Raw genomic sequence first — 19990 nt, forward strand, 5'->3', positions numbered from 1 at the left:
TTTCTCTAATAATTAAGAAACGAATCTATTATATTATCTAATTCATTTGAATCTTCTAAATAATGTGAGCATATATTGCATATTTCTGTAGGAGTTTTATTTATTATAAATAAGTCTGTTTGAAAAGAATAGCATGAAGCACCCGGCAGTTTACCGCTTACAGCACATACTTTCATACTTATAACATTTTCAGGCTTCTTATACCAAGTGGGCTTAACTTCTTTAAGAGCCTCCACCATATATTTACCCCATATAGGAGCTGCAATTCTTCCGCCTACCTGATTATTTCCTAAAGAATATTTGAATGAATCAAAACCAATCCATATTCCTGTTGCAAGTTCAGGAGTATATCCGACAAACCAAGCATCTTTCCAGTCATTTGAAGTGCCTGTTTTTCCCGCTCCTCTTCTGGTGAATTTTGCTTCATACATAGCGCTTGTGGCTGTGCCTCCTCTTAATACTCCAGTCAGTATATCGCTTATCAGGTAAGCAGCCTCTTTGCTTACAACCTGTTTGGGACCTCCTCTTAAATTAATTTTTTTATTCAGTTCATCTTCAAAATTATCTATAACTATTCCGTATCTGTCGGTAACATATCTTATAAGTATGGGATTAACCTCTTTTCCCTCATTTGCAAATTCGGCAAATCCCATAGTAAGTTCAAGAGGAGTAAATAATCCCGTTCCAAGTCCCAAAGTCAGATCGGGGTTAAACATTCTTTTTGATCTTTCAGAATTAGGCTCGGCTTTAAATATAGGCTCAACATATCTTATAGTATTTGTAATTCCTACATAATTTAGAATATTAACCGTTGCAATATTTAAAGACGCTTCCAATGCATATCTTAAGCTTACATCTCCTTTAAAGCTTCCTGAATAATTTCTGGGTATCCAAACTTCTCCGTCTTCTCCTTCTTCAGGTATAAATCCTATTGGAGCATCGCTTACTATAGTAGAAGGACTGTAATTTGTAGCATCCATTGATGCAGCATACACAAAAGGCTTAAATGCGCTTCCCGCCTGTCTTCTTGCCTGAGTTGCTCTGTTAAACTGATTTCTTGCGGTAAATTTAGAACCTCCTACCATAGAAATTATATATCCGTTTCTAGGATCTATCGCTACTAATGCGCCTTCAATTTGTCTTGAAAGCTCCGCTTCATCAGCTTTCATTACTTCCATAGTTATATCATTAACTTCTTCCATACCGAATATATCCGACATCAATGCCAGCGGCAAAGCTGCATGTTTATTTATAGTGTCTCTTACTGCGATATTAAATTTATTATATGCGCTGTTTTCAGGAAGATTAAATAAAATAGATATCATTTTTATTTTATCTATAGTTTCTCTATTGTATAAGTTTATAATATCCATAGAGCCGCCTTCGTATTTGTTGTTATATTCCGTAAGTGCTTCGGTTAATAGCTTCTGTGCGGATTCCTGTTTTTCTATATCTATTGTAGTGTATATTTTAAGTCCGTCCTCTTTTAATGCTTTTTCTCCGTATCTGTCAACTAATTGTCTTCTCACATATTCCGTAACATAAGGCGCTCTGTCTATAGAAGCACTGTATGCAGTGGAGCCTCTTCTGCCTATTTTTTCAGTATATGTTGCCCAAAACTCTTTATGAGCCTGAGACGCTTCTTCGCTTGTTATGAATTTTAAATCGGTCATTCTCTTAAGTACAACTTTATGTCTTGCCATTGATATGTTAGGATTATTAATAGGCGAATATGCATTCGGTGCGGGCGGAAGTGTGGCAAGCATTGCACATTCTGCTAAATCTAAATTTTGAACATCTTTATTAAAGTAAAATCTGCTTGCAGCCTGTACTCCGTATACTGAATGTCCGAAATATATTTGATTAAAATATAAAGTTACTATTTCTTCTTTTGTAAGTCTTTTTTCTATCTGAAAAGTGACCCAAATTTCTTTTAATTTTCTGGTTATAGTTCTTTTGGTTGACTTCAATACTATATTTCTTGCCACCTGCTGGGTTAATGTGCTCGCTCCTCTTGCTCTTTTTCCAGTTAATATATTTCCTATGGTTCCTCTGAATATGCCGAATATATCTATTCCGAAATGAGACATAAAATTATTGTCTTCCATAGATATTATAGCCTCTATCAATTGAGGAGGCAGATATTTGTATTCAACTAGTGATCTTTGCTCTGTAAAAAATTCGGATATTACCTCTCCCTTTATATCATATATTTTTGTAGGTATTGTAGGCTTATATAATTCCACAGCCTGAACATCAGGCTGAATTATTATATCTGCAATTAAAATCGAAAAAACAATAGTAATCACTGAAAATATCAGTATCATTGCTGTTATATAAAACTTTTTGAATTGTTCTATATTTATGCTTTTATATTTATTCCATAACTTTTTCAAGAATTTCAATTTAATTATCCTAGTATATTTTTACTGTATTATACAGATAATTATTTAATTAATCAACATATTTTTTTATTATATTTTTTATAAAAAACACCCTATGAATAAAATTAATTTATATTCATAGAGTGAAAAGTAATGGGTTTGTATATATCTTAAGAGCGCAACAAATGACTTTTGCAACTATATTATATATAACATTAATAAATAGAAACCGTAAAATAATATTTCATAGTTTGAATTTTTTATGCATAAAATATTATTATATGCTGTCAAATTTAAAATATTTATGTGTATTTTAATATAAAAAATATATGTATTAATAAGATAATGGGCTTATGATATGAAAAATCATAAGCCCATTAATAATAGTGTTAGGAGTCTGATAATAATGAATAATTGCTTTGTTTTATATTTTTATTTTAATATTATAACCAAAATTAATATTTTTAGTAAAATTAACGGCAATGATTATTAAACATAATAATATGTGATTTTATTGAAATTTAATAAAAATAGTAAAAAACCATATAATTTTTATTGAAAAAAAAGAAAAATAAGTTATCATATTACAGTTTACATAATAAAATCCGATAACTAATATTGCAGGTTATGTTATTATGTGTAATATAAGAGAAGCTCATATAGAAGATGCAGAATATGTATTGAAGTATATTAAAAAAGTATCCGATGAAACCGATTTTATGATGTCGGATTCTTCAGAAAGAGAATTAAATATAGAAAAAGAGGAGGAGTTTTTACAAAATATACAAAAAAGTATAATAACTAAGATGTTCTTGTATGAGAAGGATAAAGAAATTATAGGAATATGTAATTTAAGAGGTATTGACAGGAAAAGAGTAAGGCATAGAGTTAATCTTGGTATAAGCGTATTGAAAAAATATTGGGGTAAAGGAACGGCTGTAAAACTGATTGATTATGCTGTTGATTATTGCAGAAACAATTGCATAAAAAAAATAGAATTAACTGTTAGAACTGATAATGAAAGAGCTTTAAGGCTTTATAAGTCTTCTGGCTTTTTTATAGAAGGAAAAATAAATGACTTTTTTTGTATTGATAATGTTTATTATGACTGCTATATAATGGGCTTATTTGTTTAATACTATATAAAAAAATTTATATACTGTATTGATACTGTATAAAAAATAGGTTTATTAAATTTTATTATTAATGAAATATAAATTAGTTAACATAATACTTGATTATTTTGTAATAATATGTTAAATTAATTGAAGTTTTAACATTGTCGTTTTTAAATTAAAAAAGATTAGAAAAAAATTATAGAATTGGAGTTCTCAAAATGCGAAAATTTCTTATGGTATTTTTAGCATTATACTTATTTATACCTGCGGAAGTTTATACTCAGAATAATATGCAGATACCTATACCTACAGTAGAGTTAAATGTTGCTCAAGCTCAAACTCCCCAGCAGGTTAGTTTAGGACTTCAAATATTATTTTTATTAACAATATTGTCATTATCTCCTTCTATAATAATAATGACTACAAGCTTTATAAGAGTTTCAATAGTGCTCAGTTTTGTTCAAAGGGCTCTGTCATTGCAGGAAACACCGCCAAGAGCTTTAATAATGGGATTATCTTTATTTTTAACATTTTTTATTATGATGCCTACTTTGATGCAGGTAAATAATACTGCCCTTCAGCCTTATTTAAATGGCACCATAGGTGTTAACGAATTGTACAGCAGAGGAATACAGCCTATAAGAATGTTTATGTTTAACTCTTTAAGGGGGGAAAACGGCATGAAAAGTCTGGATTTGTTTTTAAGCATAAGCGACACTAATATAAGGCTTAGGGAAATTCAGACTGCGGAAGATTTAGAAAGAATTCCAACAATAGTTGTCATACCTGCATTTATTATTAATGAACTTACAATAGCTTTCAAAATGGGTATATATTTATTTATACCGTTTATAGTTATAGATTTAGTGGTTGCCTCTATACTTATGGCTATGGGTATGATAATGCTTCCTCCTATTATGATATCATTGCCGCTTAAAATAATTTTATTTGTAGCAGTTGACGGATGGAAGCTTTTGATACTCCAAATAGTGCAGAGTTTCAGGTAATTTAATATTTATTTTGACTCTTATATATATTGAATATATTTTAAGGATATTTTATGAGTGATACTTCAATTATTGTTTTGGTACAGGAAACTTTATGGGTGTTTATGATGCTTGCGGCACCAGTTTTGGGGGTATCAATTATTGTAGGTTTGGTAATTTCAATACTTCAGGCTACTACAAGTATTCAGGAGCAAACTTTAACATTTGTTCCTAAAATGATAGCTATGCTGGCTGTTATATATATTCTGGCTTCTTGGATGCTTAATTATACAAGTGCTTTTACTGTCAGATTGTTCAGCATACTTCCTAATATAGCCAGATGAAATTTGAAATGGTAGAAAATATTTTGGGGAAAATAAATGGATAATTTTGTGAATTTCTTTCAAATTTACCTGCTTATTATGGTAAGATTTGCCGCTATACTTATGATAGCTCCGTTATTTTCTTCTAATGTTATTCCAAATACTATAAAAATAGCTCTTGCATTTATTGCTACAGCTGTAATATTTCCTCTGGTTGCAAATACTGATGTTCAGGCAGCTTCTGCTTTTGCAGAATATTTTTTAACTCTTGTAAACGAAGTTCTTATTGGAATATTAATAGGTTTTTTGATGTCGATTATATTTGCGGCATATCAGGTTATGGCAAACTTTTTTGAAATACAAATGGGATTTGGCATATCCGAAACTGTTGACCCTATATCTCAAGTTACAGTTCCCGTATTAGGACAATTACAGTCTTTGATAGTTATATTAATTTTTATAGCAGTTGATGGTCCAAGCTGGGTTATAAGAACATTGCTTTACAGTTTTAAGACTATGCCTGTATTAAGCGATGCTTCAAAAGCTGTATTTATGTCTTCATTTAACGGAATTATAGACAGAATGATTTATTATATGAGTTCTTTATTTTCTGTTGCTCTTTCTCTGGCTTTGCCTATAATGCTTACTTTATTTTTATTATCATTAAGTTTAGGTTTATTGGCTAAGGCGGCTCCTCAGATGAATGTTTTAATGCTCGGTTTTCCAATGCAGATAGCTGTAGGAATTATATCATATTATATTTTAATACCTGTACTTGTTTCCAATTTTATGAAAATATTAGAATCCACTATAGCTGATGTTAATAATATAATTACTTTTTTATCAGGAGGTATCGTATGAAAAATATGACATCTTCCATACTTGAGGTATTTGTTATAATCAGAGCTAGGCTTTACAGAAAATATCTTTATATTACAGGAAAGGGCTATGTATTAACTTTATTTGCATCTCCTGAGGATGAAGGCAGAACAGAGCTTCCTACTGAAAGAAAGAAAAGAAAGGCAAGAGAGGAAGAAGGACGCGTTGTAAACTCTGCTGAAATAAATCAAACTCTTGTTTTGGCGGTTACAATAGCAGTAGTGGCTCTTTTAACTTCATATTTTACTCATACAGTATCGCAGTTTTTTATTACTATATTAAATAAAATTTCTAATGCTGATGCTTCAATTAATAATTCAGCTTTTACTGATATGTTTTTAGAAATATTAATGCTTATTGCAAAAACGGCAGGCATAGTTATGGCTGTTGCCTTAATTGTCGGTGTGAGTGTTAATTTAGCTCAGACTCAGTTCTTATTTACAACTAAAAAATTAAAGCCTAATTTTAAGAAAATTGCCCCCACTTGGTCTAACTTTAAAGAAAGGGTATTTATTTCAGGTCAGAATTTAATGAATTTGTCAAAGATACTTTTTAAAATGATTGTAATATCCATTCTTACTTTTACAACAATATACGGCAAACATAATCAGCTTTTTAGCATGATTGATATGGAATTATCTCAGGCTATGAGTTTATTTTTCTTTATAGTTTTAGAGATGCTTTCTAAAGTAATAATATTTATGATAATAGTTTCCGCTTTTGATTATTTCTTTCAAAAAAGGCAGTATATTAACAGCTTAAAAATGACAAAGCATGAGATGAAAGAAGAGTTTAAAGAAATGGAGGGAGATCCTTTGGTAAAAAGTCAATTGCAGGATATGGCAAGAAAAATAGTAAGCAGAACGATGCTTAAATCCGTTCCGGAGGCAGATGTGGTCATTACAAACCCGACTCATTTTGCTGTTGTATTAAAATATGAAAACGGAGACTATGCCCCTATAGTAACGGCTAAAGGAGCGGATCATATAGCATTAAGAATAAAAGAAATAGCTAAAGAAAATGATGTTCATATAGTGGAAAATAAGCCTTTAGCCCGTGAATTATATTACAATGTTGAAATAGGGCAGTATATACCTGAAAAGCTGTTTCATGTTGTATCAAGAATACTCGGCGAAGTATATAGAATAAGAAATGAAAAAATGGCAAGGGCTGTATAGGAGGAATAAAAAGTGGCAACAATGAATGGCGCTAAATCAATATTAGATTCGGTAAAACTGCCTGCCAATATAAGCAGACATAGTGATATAATGTTCGCAGTCGGAGCGGTTATGGTAATAATGATGCTTATTATACCTCTGCCCGCTTTAGTTTTAGATTTTCTGCTTATAGTAAATATTATAGTATCTTTATTAATATTGCTTATGGTTCTCAGTATAAAAAGTGCCAATGATTTTAATGTGTTTCCTTCAGTGCTGCTTGTTATGACAGCTTTCAGACTTGCTTTGAATGTATCTACCACAAGGGCTATTCTTACAGATGGTTCAAATTTTAATGGTAAAGTTATTACATCTTTTGCTGATTTTGTGGTAGGCGGCAATATAGTTGTGGGAGTTGTAATATTTATCATACTTATAATAGTACAGTTTGTAGTTATTACCAAAGGCGCTACAAGAGTATCAGAAGTGGCGGCAAGATTTGCATTGGACAGCATGCCTTCAAAGATGATGGCTGTTGAAAGCGAACTTCAGGCAGGTGCCATTACCGATAAGGAAGCCGAAGAGAAAAGAAAAAAGATAAGAGGAGAGAGCGATTTCTATGGTACTATGGACGGAGCCTCAAAGTTTGTGCAAGGCGATGTTATAGCAGGCATTATAATTACGGTTATAAATATAGTCGGAGGACTTATAATTGGAATGACAATGAGAGGAGAGCCTTTTACACAGGCGGTTAATGCTTATACACGCTTTACAGTAGGAGATGGTTTAGTAAGTCAGATACCTTCTTTTTTTATGAGTTTTGCTACAGGCCTGCTTGTAACCAGAAGCAGCAGCGAGGATAATTTATCTACTCAGATTGCGGTGCAGATTTTTGCTAAGCCTAAAAACTTATTTATAGGCGCAGGTTTTGCTTTCTTTTTAATGTTTTTACCAGGTTTTCCAAAAGTAGCATTATTTGTTATATCATTGGTATTGTTTTTAGCGGGATATGCTTTGAGAAAGGAACAGCAGGAGCTTGGAATCAATGAAGATGGAAGCAAAGCAGATACGGGAGAGCAGGCGCATCAAGGTCCTTTAGATGTTACTCCTTTCTTAAAGGTTGAGAAGATAGAACTTTCAGTAGGCGCTTCTCTTATTCCTTTAGCGCTTGAATCTGAGGGAGGAGATTTAATTAACAGAATAAGTCAGATTAGAAGAGAGCTTGCCTTAGAAGTGGGATTAGTTGTTCCTCCTGTGCGCATTGTGGATAACAGTATAATAGAACCTGATGAATATATGGTTAGCATTAATGGTACGGAGATGGCTAAAGGCTTTGTACGCCCTAATATGCTTCTTGCTTTGAATGCCAATTCTCCAGAAGGTCCTTCTCCAGATTGCGAGAAAGTAAAAGAACCTGCATTCGGACTTCCTGCCTATTGGATTAAAGTTGATGAAAAAGATATGGCTGAGAAAAAAGGATTTATGTTGTTTCAGCCGACCTCAGTTATTGCCACTCATTTCAGTGAAACTATTAAAAGAAATGCTAATCTTCTTATCGGACGCGAAGAAGTGCAGAATATGCTTGATCTTATTAAAGATGATCATAAGGCTCTTGTGTCTGAAGTTCTTGCTGCTAAGCCTCATAATGAGAGTCCTCTAGGATATATACAGAAAGTGCTTCAAAATCTTCTTCAGGAGGAGGTTCCTATAAGAAACAGCGTTGCAATATTAGAGGGGGTTGCAGATGCTATAGCTGTTATGGGAAGCGAACAGGCTACCGAACTTGTAAGAAGCAGGCTTGCATCGCAAATATCTCAAATGGTTTCGGATCAGGACAGAAATATAAGAGTTATTACTTTAAGCCAGCAGCTGCAGAATAATATTGCTCAGAACTTGGCTAATACAGGTAATTTGCAGGGTTCTCAGATGATTGCTATGAGTTTTGAGAGTATGCAGAACTTAATTAAAAATATAAAAGATGCAGTTAAGCTTGTAAGCGATTCAGGAGCTGATGACATAGTATTTTTAACTTCTCCTCTTATAAGAAGACCTTTGTATCAATTTATAGCTAAAAATATCGGAAAATATAAGGTTATAGCTACTACTGAAATAGCTCAGGGTTATAATGTTCAGGGTATTGCCAGTATAAAATAGTGTAAGATATTATGCCTAAATAGGCAGTTAGATATAAATATAATATTTGGAGTTGCAAAATGAAAACTATTAAAATTTTTGGAAAAAACAGAGAAGAGATTGAAAAGCAGGCTAGAGATAAGTACGGCGAGAGTTATTTTATAATTAGTGTCAGGGAGAATAAGAGGAAAAATATATTCGGAATAATTAAGAAAGAGTTTGAAGTTTCTATAGGTATATTGGAACAATATTGATTTGCTGAGTTAGGAGTTTTAAGATGATTATAGGAGTTAGAAAATGGTAGATATACGAACTATAAGGGGCAAAGATAAAACGGATGCATTTGCCAAAGCCAGAGTTGAATACGGCGGTAATTTTGTTATTTTAACCAGTAAAGATGTAAAAGTCGGCGGTTTTTTAGGCTTGGGAATGAAAACCGAACATGAGCTTAGAATAATGCTTAATAATTCCATATATGACAGAAAAAATAATTCTCTTAACAGTGAAGATAAAAATTCTGATGACAATGAAATGCATAAAAGCAAGCTTTTAAGTGATAGAATAGAAATGAAAAAACATTCGGCGGATACCATAGATGCAAGCGAAATGGCGGATAGAATAGTTTCTATAACTAAAGCCTTAAAAGAAAAGAGTGCAGGAAGAAATAATAACTCTTCTAATAACAATGCCGACATTAAAAAAAATACTTACAATAATGAAAACTATAATATTGAGAAGGAACTTTTAACTGAAAATAATAATAAGGAAACTCATGAAAGAATTGAAGATAATATGAAATATAGAAATACTGATAATTTTACTCCTCTGCCTCATTTTAATAATAATCAGTATTCGAATTTTTCACCTTCCGAATTTGGTATATTATCGGACTATTCTTTAAGCAATAGTTTTAATAACGGCAATATTTTATATAATCATACTAACTCTTTAAATAATAATAAAAATAATATAAATAATTCTGTAGATGATAATGTAAAAAAATTAGTTCAGCAGCAGATAAGAGATATAGTAAAAGAGTATTTAGAAAACAGCATACCAAATATAAACTTGAATAAAAATATTTCCAGAAATTCAAATAAATCAGATATTAGCGAAGAAGAAGAAATAAAAAATGCCATAGAAGAAATAAAAGAATCCAGAAGAGAATACAGAGAACGCAGGAATCATAGAGAATATGCAGATGAAAATAATATAAGAGAAAATAAAGGCGGTATCAGAGATTGTTTTGAAGATGATAGTAAATATACTTGCTACAATGATTCTGATACTGCAGTTTCAGATACAATGGAGGAGAGCTTTAATTATTTAAGAGACAGGGAATTTCCTGAAGAAATGTTATTGAATTTAAGAGAATATCTGCTGACTTCCAGTAATGCAAGATTTTTTCAATCTAAAGATGTTATAAGAGAGGAAATTGAAAAATATTTTTCGGATAGATTAATGCTTTCTAACGGTATAGAAATAGGGGCAAAAAAGAAGATTGTAGTATTTGTAGGTCCTACGGGAGTTGGAAAAACCACAACTATACCGAAAATAGCGGCGCAGTATATGAAGTCAGGTAAAAAAGTTTCATTTGTTACTATAGACAATTATAGAATAGCGGCGGTTGATCAGCTTCAAAGATATGCAAGTATAATGAAAGTTCCTTTTACAAGCGCAAGCACTTCGGAAGCTTTAAGAGCTGAGATTAGAAAAATGGATAATTCTTCTCTTCTGTTTATAGATACAATGGGACGTTCACCTAAAGGGGCTGAAGATATAATGGCTATGTCAAAATATTTTACCGCTATCGGAAGATTTGACATGGATATTCAGCTTGTTATGAGCGCTACAGCTAAGTATAAGGATGCATTAAAAATACTTAAAGGTTTTAAACCTACAAATTATAAAGGCGTAATACTCACTAAAGTTGATGAGACGGATTATTTAGCTTCTTCAATTTGCGCCGTTATTAAAAATAAACTTCCTATTACCTATATAACGCATGGACAGGGCGTACCTAAGGATATATCTGCCGCTAAAAAATATGGCTATAAGATAATAGAAGGATTATTCGGAGAATTAAAATAAAGTTTTTAAAAATAAAAAATAATTTAGGAAATTTATAATATATTATGAAAGATCAAGCTGATGAATTAAGAAAGATGATGGGGGTAAAAGATAAACGCCCTCAAAGAATAATAAGCATAGCCAGCGGAAAAGGCGGCGTAGGTAAAACTAATATAGCTATCAATTTGTCTATAGCATTGCAGCAATTGGGACAGAATGTACTTTTAATAGATGCCGATTTAGGGCTTGGAAATGTTAATGTTATACTTGGAAATATGCCAGAATATAATTTATATCATGTTATTAAAGGCATAAAAAAAATACATGAAGTTGTACTTGAAACCGATTACGGCATAAGATATATTGCAGGTGCATCTGGTTTTTCCTCTTTGGCTAATCTTTCGGGAAGAGCTTTAACTAAATTGGTTAATAGTATGGATTCTTTAAATGATGCTGATATAATAATAGTAGATACTGGTGCAGGAATTTCCGATACGGTTTTATATTTTTTACTGTCTTCAGATGAAAGTATTGTAGTTACAACTCCCGAACTTACGGCTATATTAGATGCTTACGGCGTAATAAAATCAATAGCCCCCGAAAATTCAAATGCCGATATAAAAATATTGGTTAATAGAGTTATTAAAGCTTCCGAAGGAAAGGAAGTAGGCGATAAAATTATTATGACTAGTAAAAAATACTTAGATATGGATGTAAAATATTTGGGGCATGTTATGGAAGATAAAACTATTCCTTATTCGGTATCTCAGCAGCTTCCCTTTTATCAATATGATAATAAGTGTCAGGCATCTATGTCCATATATAATATTGCTAAAAGAATAATTGATATGGAGTATGATGAAAACACAGATGTTAAAGGTTTGGGAGGATTTATAGAATCTTTATTATCTTTTGTAAACAGAAAATAACAGCAGATGAGTAATTAAGTATTTTCAGAGGTAAGTTATGAATAATATATCAGATAAAGTTAAACAGTATTTTTCATCAAATTTTGGAAAATTAGCGGGCATTATAGTAGTTTTATCATTTATAATAACGCTTATATTATCCGCTTCATATAAAAATAGAATAGATATATCTTTATTAAAGGCTCTGATGTCATGCATTATAACCGGAGCTATTTTATTTATGCTTGGAGCTGTAATAAAAAAATATTTAGGAGATGTTATAGATGACAGTTCTTCATATTCGAATATGGATATAGATTATTCCGCCATAGATGATAATGCTTCGGAAAAGTCTTTTAATGATGCGGATTCTGATAAAAAAAATACAGACAGTTTTGATCCTGATAGTATCAGCATATCGGTTAATTCTATAAAGAATGATGATAAAAAAAATAAATCTGATTATCATAGTTCTAGAGACGATATAGGAGATATAGTATTTGGAAATGGAAGTTCTTCTAATGCTTCAGATTACAGCACAGGCAGTATGTTTTCAGACAAAAAAATTACAGGTGATCAGATGATGAGGGAAGTACAGGAGGATCCTGAAAAAGTTGCTAAGGCGGTTAGAACTATGATGGCTAAAGATGAAAAAGACAGTAAATAAAAATTTATATAGAAAAAATTTTAATAGTCAGAGTGAATACTATGAAGATGAATAAAAAATACAAAGATAAAATACCGAATATTACTAATGAGAATGAGCATGAATATTGGATAGAGTTTAAAAAGACTCTTTCCCCTTATATAAGAGAAGCCCTAATTATTAAATATTCTCCTTTAGTAAAATATGTTGCAAGTAAAATATCTGTTAATATGGGCTCTCATAAACATATTGAATTTCAGGATTTAGTCGGCTTCGGTTCTTTCGGCTTAATGGATGCTATTGATAAGTATAATCCTAATAGAGATATTAAGTTTAAAACCTATGCCGTTACCAGAATCAGAGGAGCTATATATGATGAACTTAGAAAATTAGATTATCTTCCTAGATCTATAAGAAAAGATGTAAAAGAAATAGAAAAAGCAAGAGAAATATTGGAGGCAAGATTAAGCAGAAATATTAAGCCTCAGGAAATAGCAGATATGCTTGGAATACCTATAAGCAAATATAATGAAACTATGAAAAGATATATAGAAGCCTCTCCCACATCTCTAAGCGATATTTGGTATGTAGGAGATGATTCCGATGAAATATCAGTAATAGATACTCTGAAATCCAATGATAAAACTAATCCTGAATATTTAGCTGAAAGAGAAGATGTTAAAAATAAAATTATAGCTGCTTTGAAAAAACTTCCTGAAAAAGAACAGCAGGTTCTTATATTATATTATTATGATGATCTTACTTTAAAAGAAATAGGCAAAGTATTGGAAGTTTCGGAAAGCAGAATATCTCAGCTGCATACTAAGGCAATACAGCAGTTAAGATATAGTCTTTCTGAAATAAAAAAACAATTATTATAGCAAATAGGTGATTTGTATGAATGAATTAAAAAGAAAAATATTACAAAGTGATTTTTATAAAAAAGTTTATAATAATAAAAATATGCGTTCAGTAGAATTATCAGTTATATCTTTAGAGCGAGGTATGCAGGAAGCCGCTGCTATATTTCAATGTCCTATTTATGAATTGAGTTATAAAATATTGGAAGAAGGCAGCAAAGGATTTTTTAATATAGGTGCTAAGCCTTTTTTAGTAAGATATACGCATATTACTTATGACAGATCCGATATAGGAATTGCTCAGTCTGATGATTATGGCGAAGGATATTTGGAAGGAAATATTCATGAAAAGGTAATATTAAATAAAGATACCGAAATAATAGTAAGAGTAAAAAGAGACGGAGTATTTTTAAAAATTAATCCTCCTATTGCCGAAGGAAAAAGAATAGAAGATATTATTATATTGGAGGAAAAATTAATAGATGCAGGCATAAAAGAATATGATTCTCATTTAGCTAAAAAAATGCTTCAAGAACAGACAGGAGTATATGAAAAAATAGCGGAATGGGATATTTCTAAATCTGGCAACAATGCCAAAATTAATTATACGATAAGCGATGACAAAATGAGAGTTTATGTTACTGTAAGCAAACCTTCTAAAGGCGGAAGGGAAATGGATTTGCATGATGTTAAAGAACTTCTTGAAAACAGCGGAGTAACTTTTGGATTTCAAGATGAAAATGTAACTAAATGTCTGGAAGAAGGTACTTTTAATGTGCCTATACTTGCAGCGGAAGGACTTCAGGCTATAAATGGTCAGAATGCTAAAATAGAATATTTAGTTAATGTAAATAAAAAGGTTATTCCTAAGTTTATAGGAGAGGATCAAAGCATAGATTATAAAGATTTAACTATAGTGGAGAATGTGGAGCAGGGGCAGAAACTTGCCAGAAAAACACCTGCTACAGACGGAGAATCAGGAAGAACCGTTTTAGGAGTAAAGATAGAAACTAAAAGCGGGAAGGATATGGACATTAAAGAAATATTGGGTGATAATGTGGAGATGTCTGATGACGGAGAATATGTTGTTGCATCCATAAGCGGACAGGTTGTTTTAAGAGGAAAATTATTGAATGTCGATCCTATATTTGAAGTTGCGGGAGATGTAGGACCTGAAACGGGAAATATTAATTTTATAGGAAGCGTTTTAGTTAAGGGAAGCGTAAATGATAATTACTCTATTAAGGCTGAAGGAAATATAGATGTCCATGGAACTGTTGGAAAATGCAATCTTGAATCTAAGGGTGATATTATGGTTAAGCTTGGTATTCAAGGCAATGATGAAAGTTATGTAAAAGCAGGCGGAGATGTTATAGCTAAGTTCATACAGTTCTCAAATGTAGAGGCTGGAAATAATGTCATTGTTACTGAGGCTATATTAAACTCAAATATAGATGCGGATAATAGAATAATACTTATCGGCAAGAGAGCTTCTGCAAGCGGAGGAAGATTAAGAGCTTTGAGAGAGGTCAATGGCAAAGTATTAGGTTCTCAGGCTGGAGCTAAAACAATAATAGAAACAGGAATAAGTCCTGCCAAAAGAAGAGCTGTAGACAATTTAGACAAAGAAAAAGAGGAATTAGATAATTCTATAGAAGAAACCGAAAGAAATATAAAATCTCTTGAGCAGGCTGCAAAACTTAAGAAGCTTGATGATGAAAAAAAGGAGCAGCTTCAAAGTTATAAGGAGCAATTGGAACAGGCTAATACCAGAAGAGAAGAGGTTGTATTAAACAGAGAGGGACTTCTTCAGGAAATGGAAGTGGAAAAAGTTGAATCTACAGTAAGTGCAGGAAAAGAGATGCTTTCAGGCGTGCATCTTACCATAGGAAGCGCTGAATTTGATATAAGGCAGAGTTATAAAGCTATTACATTTTTTGAAGAAGATGGTATGATTCAGACTGAAAAATACAGGGGGGAGCCTAAAGATGAAAGAAAGAAAGATGATGAAGAATGATATCGGAGATTATACATGGCTTTAAAAATAAATGATTTCTATAAAGCAGCTGTTGAATGTGCAATTGAAAGAGATCCGAGAGGAATAGAGGCTGTAGAGCAAGAACTTCAATATATAAAAAAGGAATATGATAAATTAGATGATAAAAAAAAAGAATATTTTGATAAAGATACTATTTTTAATCCCTACTCCGATACCAGAATTTTAAATATTGCAGAAGACAGAGATATAAAAAAAATTTTATGCGGTATAGATATGCAGACAGCTGAGCTTTTACTTGCCGATAGGCTTAATGAAAAAAATACCGCTATAGATTTAGTAATTACGCATCATCCTAACGGATACGGTTTTGTAAATTTTTATGATGTTATATCGATGCAGGCTGAGAAAAATGCTTTGCATAATGTATCTATAAATGTTGCAGAAGCTTTAGCGAATAAAAGACTTAATGAAGTAAGCCGTTCGGTATTTTCTGCAAATCACTACAGAGATACGGATTGCGCCAGACTTCTTAAATTAAATTACATGTGTATGCATACCGTAGCCGATAATTTTGTTGAAAGTTTTTTAACAGAAAAAATAAAAAAAGAGAATCCTCATACATTATCTGATATTATAGACATGCTTTTTACAATAGAAGAATATAAAATATCCGCTAAAAGATATAATCCTCCGAAAATATTTAACGGATCCTTAAAATCTAAAGTCGGAAAGTCTGCAGTTGATATGACAGGGGGAGTTTCTTTTGATGCGGGTATGATAGAAGCTTTATCAAAATCAGGTATTTCTACTATTGTTATGATGAATATATCCGATAAACTTTTAGATGAATGTAAAAAATATTATATTAATGTTGTATGCGCAGGGCATATATCAAGTGATAGTTTGGGAATAAATTTATTATTTAAAGCTGTAAAAGATAGAACCAAAGAAGATTTTGAAATAATACCTGCTTCAGGATATATTTTTGTAGATAGATAATATTATTAATAATTATATAAAATTTCATCTAATACTTTTCTGCTTTTTATATTTCTGCTTATATGATTATATAAAGATTTATTCATTATATCTTTTGATGTATTTACTGAATTAATATATATATATATTAGTTTTTCATTGTTTACAGTTTCTATTAATGTACTATGTTTTATTATTTTCATAAAAGCTTTATCATCTTCTGTTATTTCTGATGAATCTTTAATAATATTTCTGCATTTAGAGCATATCAAGCCACCCTCCGATATTGAATAGTATAATGTATTATTTAAATTACCGCATATTATACATTTATCTAAATGAGGAGATATTCCTGCTATATGCAAAGTTTTCATTTCGAATGCTCTCATTAAAATATCTATATAGATTTTTTTTATTTTATCATCTTTAATGTTTTTTTCTAATATTTCCAAAGCGTCCAGTATTTTTTCCATTAAAGTAAAGTATCTGCCGTCAAAATCTTTTGCACAGTATAATAAAACTTCTCTGATATAAAATACAGCTAATGACGAATATACAGACTTTTCTAATATTTTATAATTTCTTATGATAGAGGATTCTTTTAATATTGAAAGCTGACTATCTTTTTTTTCGTATATATTTATATTTAATTTTGATATGCTTTCTAAATCCGAGCCAAACACTTTTGAGTTTTTTTTAGCACTGTAGCATACTGTCTGTATTACGGAATTATCTGTAAGAAATGACGCTATTATAGAAGATGTTTTATATTTATTGTATGATAGAATGAATGCATCGGTGTTTTTTATCAATATTATTTCCTTGTCATAATAAATATAAAAAATAGGTCAGACTTTAATATTATTAAAACCTGACCTGATATGCCGTTAAAGGCAATTAAGATTAATGTATAGCATTGCTTGGACAAACAGATTCGCAGGCAGCGCAATCGGTGCATTTGTCAGGATCAATCACATAGATATCTCCCTCACTAATAGCATCGAATGCACATTCAGGAACGCATGCACCGCAGGCTACACAATCGTTATTTATAACACGTGGCATAATTGACCTCCATCAATATTAAATTGTAAGCCTATTATATTATAAATAAATAATAAAATCAATATCTATTATGCATTATACTGCATACTTTTTTAAAATATGTCATGGAGCCATACTTATTGGACTTTTTGTAGTATAAAAAAGCAGTATAATTGTTATAATATTGTTGCTTAAAATAAAATCATAAGGATACTGCTATGAAGCAAAAGTATAGTATAGAATTTAAATTATTCATAGTTCTGAAAGTATTAAAAGAGAAAAATATTTATATCTTTTTAATTAAATATTCTTAAATCTCAAAACTTCTATGAACAAATTTAATAAGCAGAAATTATCTGATTACATTAATTTTTATAATAACAAGAGATTTATTTCATTATTAGTATATATTACAATCAGAGAGAGAATCAAAAATATTATGTCAGAAAAAAGTACAATATCGGCAGCTCCATGACATTTATTTTTAATTAAATACTTGATATTATATGTAAATTATGATAAAATATAACAATTGTAAAATGAAATTTATTTATAATATTTAATAGAGTAAAATCAAGGAGAAGGCAAATGGAAGTTATCTTAAAAAAAGATTTCATATCATTAGGTTATGAAGGCGATATATGCAAAGTAAAAGACGGCTATGCAAGAAATTACCTTATTCCAAGAAATATAGCAGTGGTGAAAAATGCAGCTAATTTAAAAACTTTAGCCCAAATGCAAAAAAGCTTAGATAAAAAAAGAGCTAAAAGAAAAATGGAAGCAGAGATTTTAAAAGGAAAAATTTCAGATATTACGGTAGTTATACCTATGAAAGTTGCCGAAAACGGTAAATTATACGGATCTGTAAGCCAGCAGACTATAGTTGATGCTTTAAAAGAAAAAGAAATTGACATTAATAAAAGAGATGTGCATATGGAAAAACATATCAAAGAACTTGGGGAATTTGAGGTGGAAATCAAATTATACCATAATGTTAATTCCAATGCTAAAATTAAAGTTATTAATTTAGACGAAGAATCTAAAAAAGAAGAAAACGAGTCAGAATTCTGATATAGGCAATTATAAATAGGCATAAATTAATGAAAAATACACCATGCTCAATAGAAACTGAAGAGTCTTTATTGGGCGCAATGCTTCAGAACTCTCAGGCTATATCTGTTGCTTTATCTAAAATAAAGTCCACCGATTTTTACAGTGAAAGAAATCGTATGCTATATGAAGTTATAATAGAAATGTATAACAGAAGCATAGCTGTAAATCAGGAAACCGCTTTAAGATATTTGAAAGAAAACGGATTATTTGAAAAAATTATACAAAATGATGAGGCATATTTAATACGCATTATAGACGGTACACCTTTTTATCAGAATGCAAAGTATTATGCAGAAATTATAGCGGAGAAATCTTTACTTAGAGATTTAATAACCGTATCTCAGGATATACAGAAATCTGCGTATGATGCAAAGGATGCGGAAACTAAAGAAATTGCAGATTTTGCAGAAAGAAAGATATTTGAAGTTACTCAAAGAAGATTAGACAATAATTTTATTCATATACGGGATTTGCTTTATGAAGTTTTAACCACTATAGAGAACAGGAAAAAACATAAAAGTACGGTTACAGGCGTTCCTTCAGGATTTATAGGTTTGGATAAGGTTACGCATGGTTTTCAGCCTTCCGATTTAATTATACTTGCGGCAAGACCTTCTGTAGGTAAAACCAGTTTTGCTCTTAATATAGTTGAACATGTAATGACAAATATTGAAACTGCAGGATTCGGAATAGGATTCTTTTCTCTTGAAATGAGCAGAATACAGCTTGCGGAAAGATTAATTTCAAGTAAAGCCAGAATAAGCCTGTCAAAAATAAGATCCGGAGATTTAGAAAAACAAGAATGGGGAAAATTGGGACAGGCTTTTAACAGTATATCTCAATCTAATCTTGTAATAGAAGATTCCAGTCAATTAACTATTATGGAAATAAGAGGAATAGCTAGGCAGATGAAATATAAGTTTGCCGAAATGAGTAAAACTTCAGGAAAAGAAATAGATTTAAAATTAATAATTGTGGATTATCTGCAGTTAATTCATTCAGGGGCACAGAGCAGAAGAAACGGCACCAGAGAACAGGAAATAGCCGATATATCAAGGGGACTTAAGGCTTTGGCAAAAGAGCTTAATGTACCTGTTATAGCATTAGCGCAGCTTTCAAGGGCTGTTGAACAGAGGCAGGATAAACCCAGACTTTCAGATTTGAGAGAATCAGGATCCATAGAGCAGGATGCGGATATTGTAATGTTTCTGCATAGACAAAAACCAAGCAAAGATGAAAAAGATGATGAAGTTATAGATGAAAGAACTAATCAAGTTGAAGTAATACTTGCAAAACATAGAAACGGTGCTATACTTGACGGATTACCGCTTAATTTTGTAGCAGAGCAGACTAGATTTGAAAACATATATAACAATAGCGGAATTTAATTTT

The 19990-nt window shown here is 31.2% G+C and carries 18 protein-coding genes; 15 read left to right on the forward strand and 3 right to left on the reverse strand.

Annotated elements, in window-relative coordinates:
• Nucleotides 1-5: 5 nt before the first annotated feature.
• Nucleotides 6-2327 carry a PBP1A family penicillin-binding protein gene (locus tag QZ306_RS03270; RefSeq protein ID WP_363322650.1) on the reverse strand — a complete coding sequence of 774 codons (2322 nt, stop codon included), beginning with the start codon at nt 2325-2327 and terminating at the stop codon, nt 6-8.
• A 692-nt stretch (nt 2328-3019) separates the two neighbouring features.
• On the opposite strand from QZ306_RS03270, the gene QZ306_RS03275 reads away from it, so the two are divergent.
• From QZ306_RS03275 to QZ306_RS03335, 13 genes are all read left to right on the forward strand, one after another.
• Complete coding sequence (locus QZ306_RS03275) at nt 3020-3520, forward strand: GNAT family protein (RefSeq protein WP_295160996.1); 501 nt, start codon at nt 3020-3022, stop codon at nt 3518-3520.
• 200 nt (nt 3521-3720) lie between these two features.
• Nucleotides 3721-4509, forward strand: coding sequence for a flagellar type III secretion system pore protein FliP (gene fliP / locus QZ306_RS03280; RefSeq protein ID WP_295160999.1), 789 nt, complete (start codon nt 3721-3723; stop codon nt 4507-4509).
• A 53-nt stretch (nt 4510-4562) separates the two neighbouring features.
• Complete coding sequence (fliQ, locus tag QZ306_RS03285; protein ID WP_295161002.1) at nt 4563-4832, forward strand: flagellar biosynthesis protein FliQ; 270 nt, start codon at nt 4563-4565, stop codon at nt 4830-4832.
• 36 nt (nt 4833-4868) lie between these two features.
• Nucleotides 4869-5672 carry a flagellar biosynthetic protein FliR gene (gene fliR / locus QZ306_RS03290; RefSeq protein WP_295161005.1) on the forward strand — a complete coding sequence of 268 codons (804 nt, stop codon included), beginning with the start codon at nt 4869-4871 and terminating at the stop codon, nt 5670-5672.
• Entirely contained in the window at nt 5669-6868 is a 1200-nt protein-coding gene (gene flhB / locus QZ306_RS03295) for a flagellar biosynthesis protein FlhB (RefSeq protein WP_295161008.1), read from the forward strand. Before fliR ends, flhB begins: the two co-directional genes overlap by 4 nt.
• Before the next feature lie 21 nt (nt 6869-6889).
• Nucleotides 6890-9001 carry a flagellar biosynthesis protein FlhA gene (locus tag QZ306_RS03300; RefSeq protein WP_295161190.1) on the forward strand — a complete coding sequence of 704 codons (2112 nt, stop codon included), beginning with the start codon at nt 6890-6892 and terminating at the stop codon, nt 8999-9001.
• A 59-nt stretch (nt 9002-9060) separates the two neighbouring features.
• Nucleotides 9061-9234: a hypothetical protein gene (locus QZ306_RS03305; RefSeq protein ID WP_295161010.1), complete on the forward strand. Its 174-nt coding sequence runs from the start codon at nt 9061-9063 to the stop codon at nt 9232-9234.
• A gap of 43 nt (nt 9235-9277) precedes the next feature.
• Nucleotides 9278-11071, forward strand: coding sequence for a DEAD/DEAH box helicase family protein (locus tag QZ306_RS03310; protein ID WP_295161012.1), 1794 nt, complete (start codon nt 9278-9280; stop codon nt 11069-11071).
• 44 nt (nt 11072-11115) lie between these two features.
• Nucleotides 11116-11979 (forward strand): MinD/ParA family protein, encoded by an 864-nt coding sequence (locus QZ306_RS03315; RefSeq protein ID WP_295161015.1) that lies wholly within the window; start codon nt 11116-11118, stop codon nt 11977-11979.
• 37 nt (nt 11980-12016) lie between these two features.
• Nucleotides 12017-12625 carry a hypothetical protein gene (locus QZ306_RS03320; RefSeq protein ID WP_295161017.1) on the forward strand — a complete coding sequence of 203 codons (609 nt, stop codon included), beginning with the start codon at nt 12017-12019 and terminating at the stop codon, nt 12623-12625.
• Nucleotides 12626-12666: 41 nt separating this feature from the next.
• Nucleotides 12667-13485, forward strand: a complete 819-nt coding sequence (whiG, locus tag QZ306_RS03325; protein ID WP_295161020.1) for an RNA polymerase sigma factor WhiG — start codon at nt 12667-12669, stop codon at nt 13483-13485.
• Nucleotides 13486-13501: 16 nt separating this feature from the next.
• Nucleotides 13502-15481, forward strand: a complete 1980-nt coding sequence (locus QZ306_RS03330) for a FapA family protein (RefSeq protein ID WP_295161023.1) — start codon at nt 13502-13504, stop codon at nt 15479-15481.
• A gap of 15 nt (nt 15482-15496) precedes the next feature.
• The gene (locus QZ306_RS03335) at nt 15497-16462 is read left to right on the forward strand and encodes a hypothetical protein (RefSeq protein ID WP_295161027.1); all 966 of its coding nucleotides are present in this window, start codon (nt 15497-15499) and stop codon (nt 16460-16462) included.
• Between the two features lie 5 nt (nt 16463-16467).
• Here QZ306_RS03335 and recO read toward each other — a convergent pair whose 3' ends face one another.
• Together recO and QZ306_RS03345 are read right to left on the reverse strand one after the other, a co-directional pair.
• Entirely contained in the window at nt 16468-17253 is a 786-nt protein-coding gene (recO, locus tag QZ306_RS03340) for a DNA repair protein RecO (RefSeq protein ID WP_295161030.1), read from the reverse strand.
• 91 nt (nt 17254-17344) lie between these two features.
• A complete protein-coding gene (locus QZ306_RS03345; RefSeq protein ID WP_295161033.1) occupies nt 17345-17506 on the reverse strand; it encodes a 4Fe-4S binding protein in 162 nt (53 codons plus the stop codon).
• A gap of 567 nt (nt 17507-18073) precedes the next feature.
• Between QZ306_RS03345 and rplI the strand changes: the two genes are divergently transcribed.
• Complete coding sequence (rplI, locus tag QZ306_RS03350) at nt 18074-18556, forward strand: 50S ribosomal protein L9 (RefSeq protein ID WP_295161036.1); 483 nt, start codon at nt 18074-18076, stop codon at nt 18554-18556.
• 29 nt (nt 18557-18585) lie between these two features.
• Nucleotides 18586-19986: a replicative DNA helicase gene (dnaB, locus tag QZ306_RS03355; protein ID WP_295161039.1), complete on the forward strand. Its 1401-nt coding sequence runs from the start codon at nt 18586-18588 to the stop codon at nt 19984-19986.
• The last annotated feature ends 4 nt before the right edge of the window (nt 19987-19990 follow it).

It is taken from the genome of uncultured Brachyspira sp. (assembly GCF_910588665.1).
Taxonomy (GTDB): domain Bacteria; phylum Spirochaetota; class Brachyspiria; order Brachyspirales; family Brachyspiraceae; genus Brachyspira.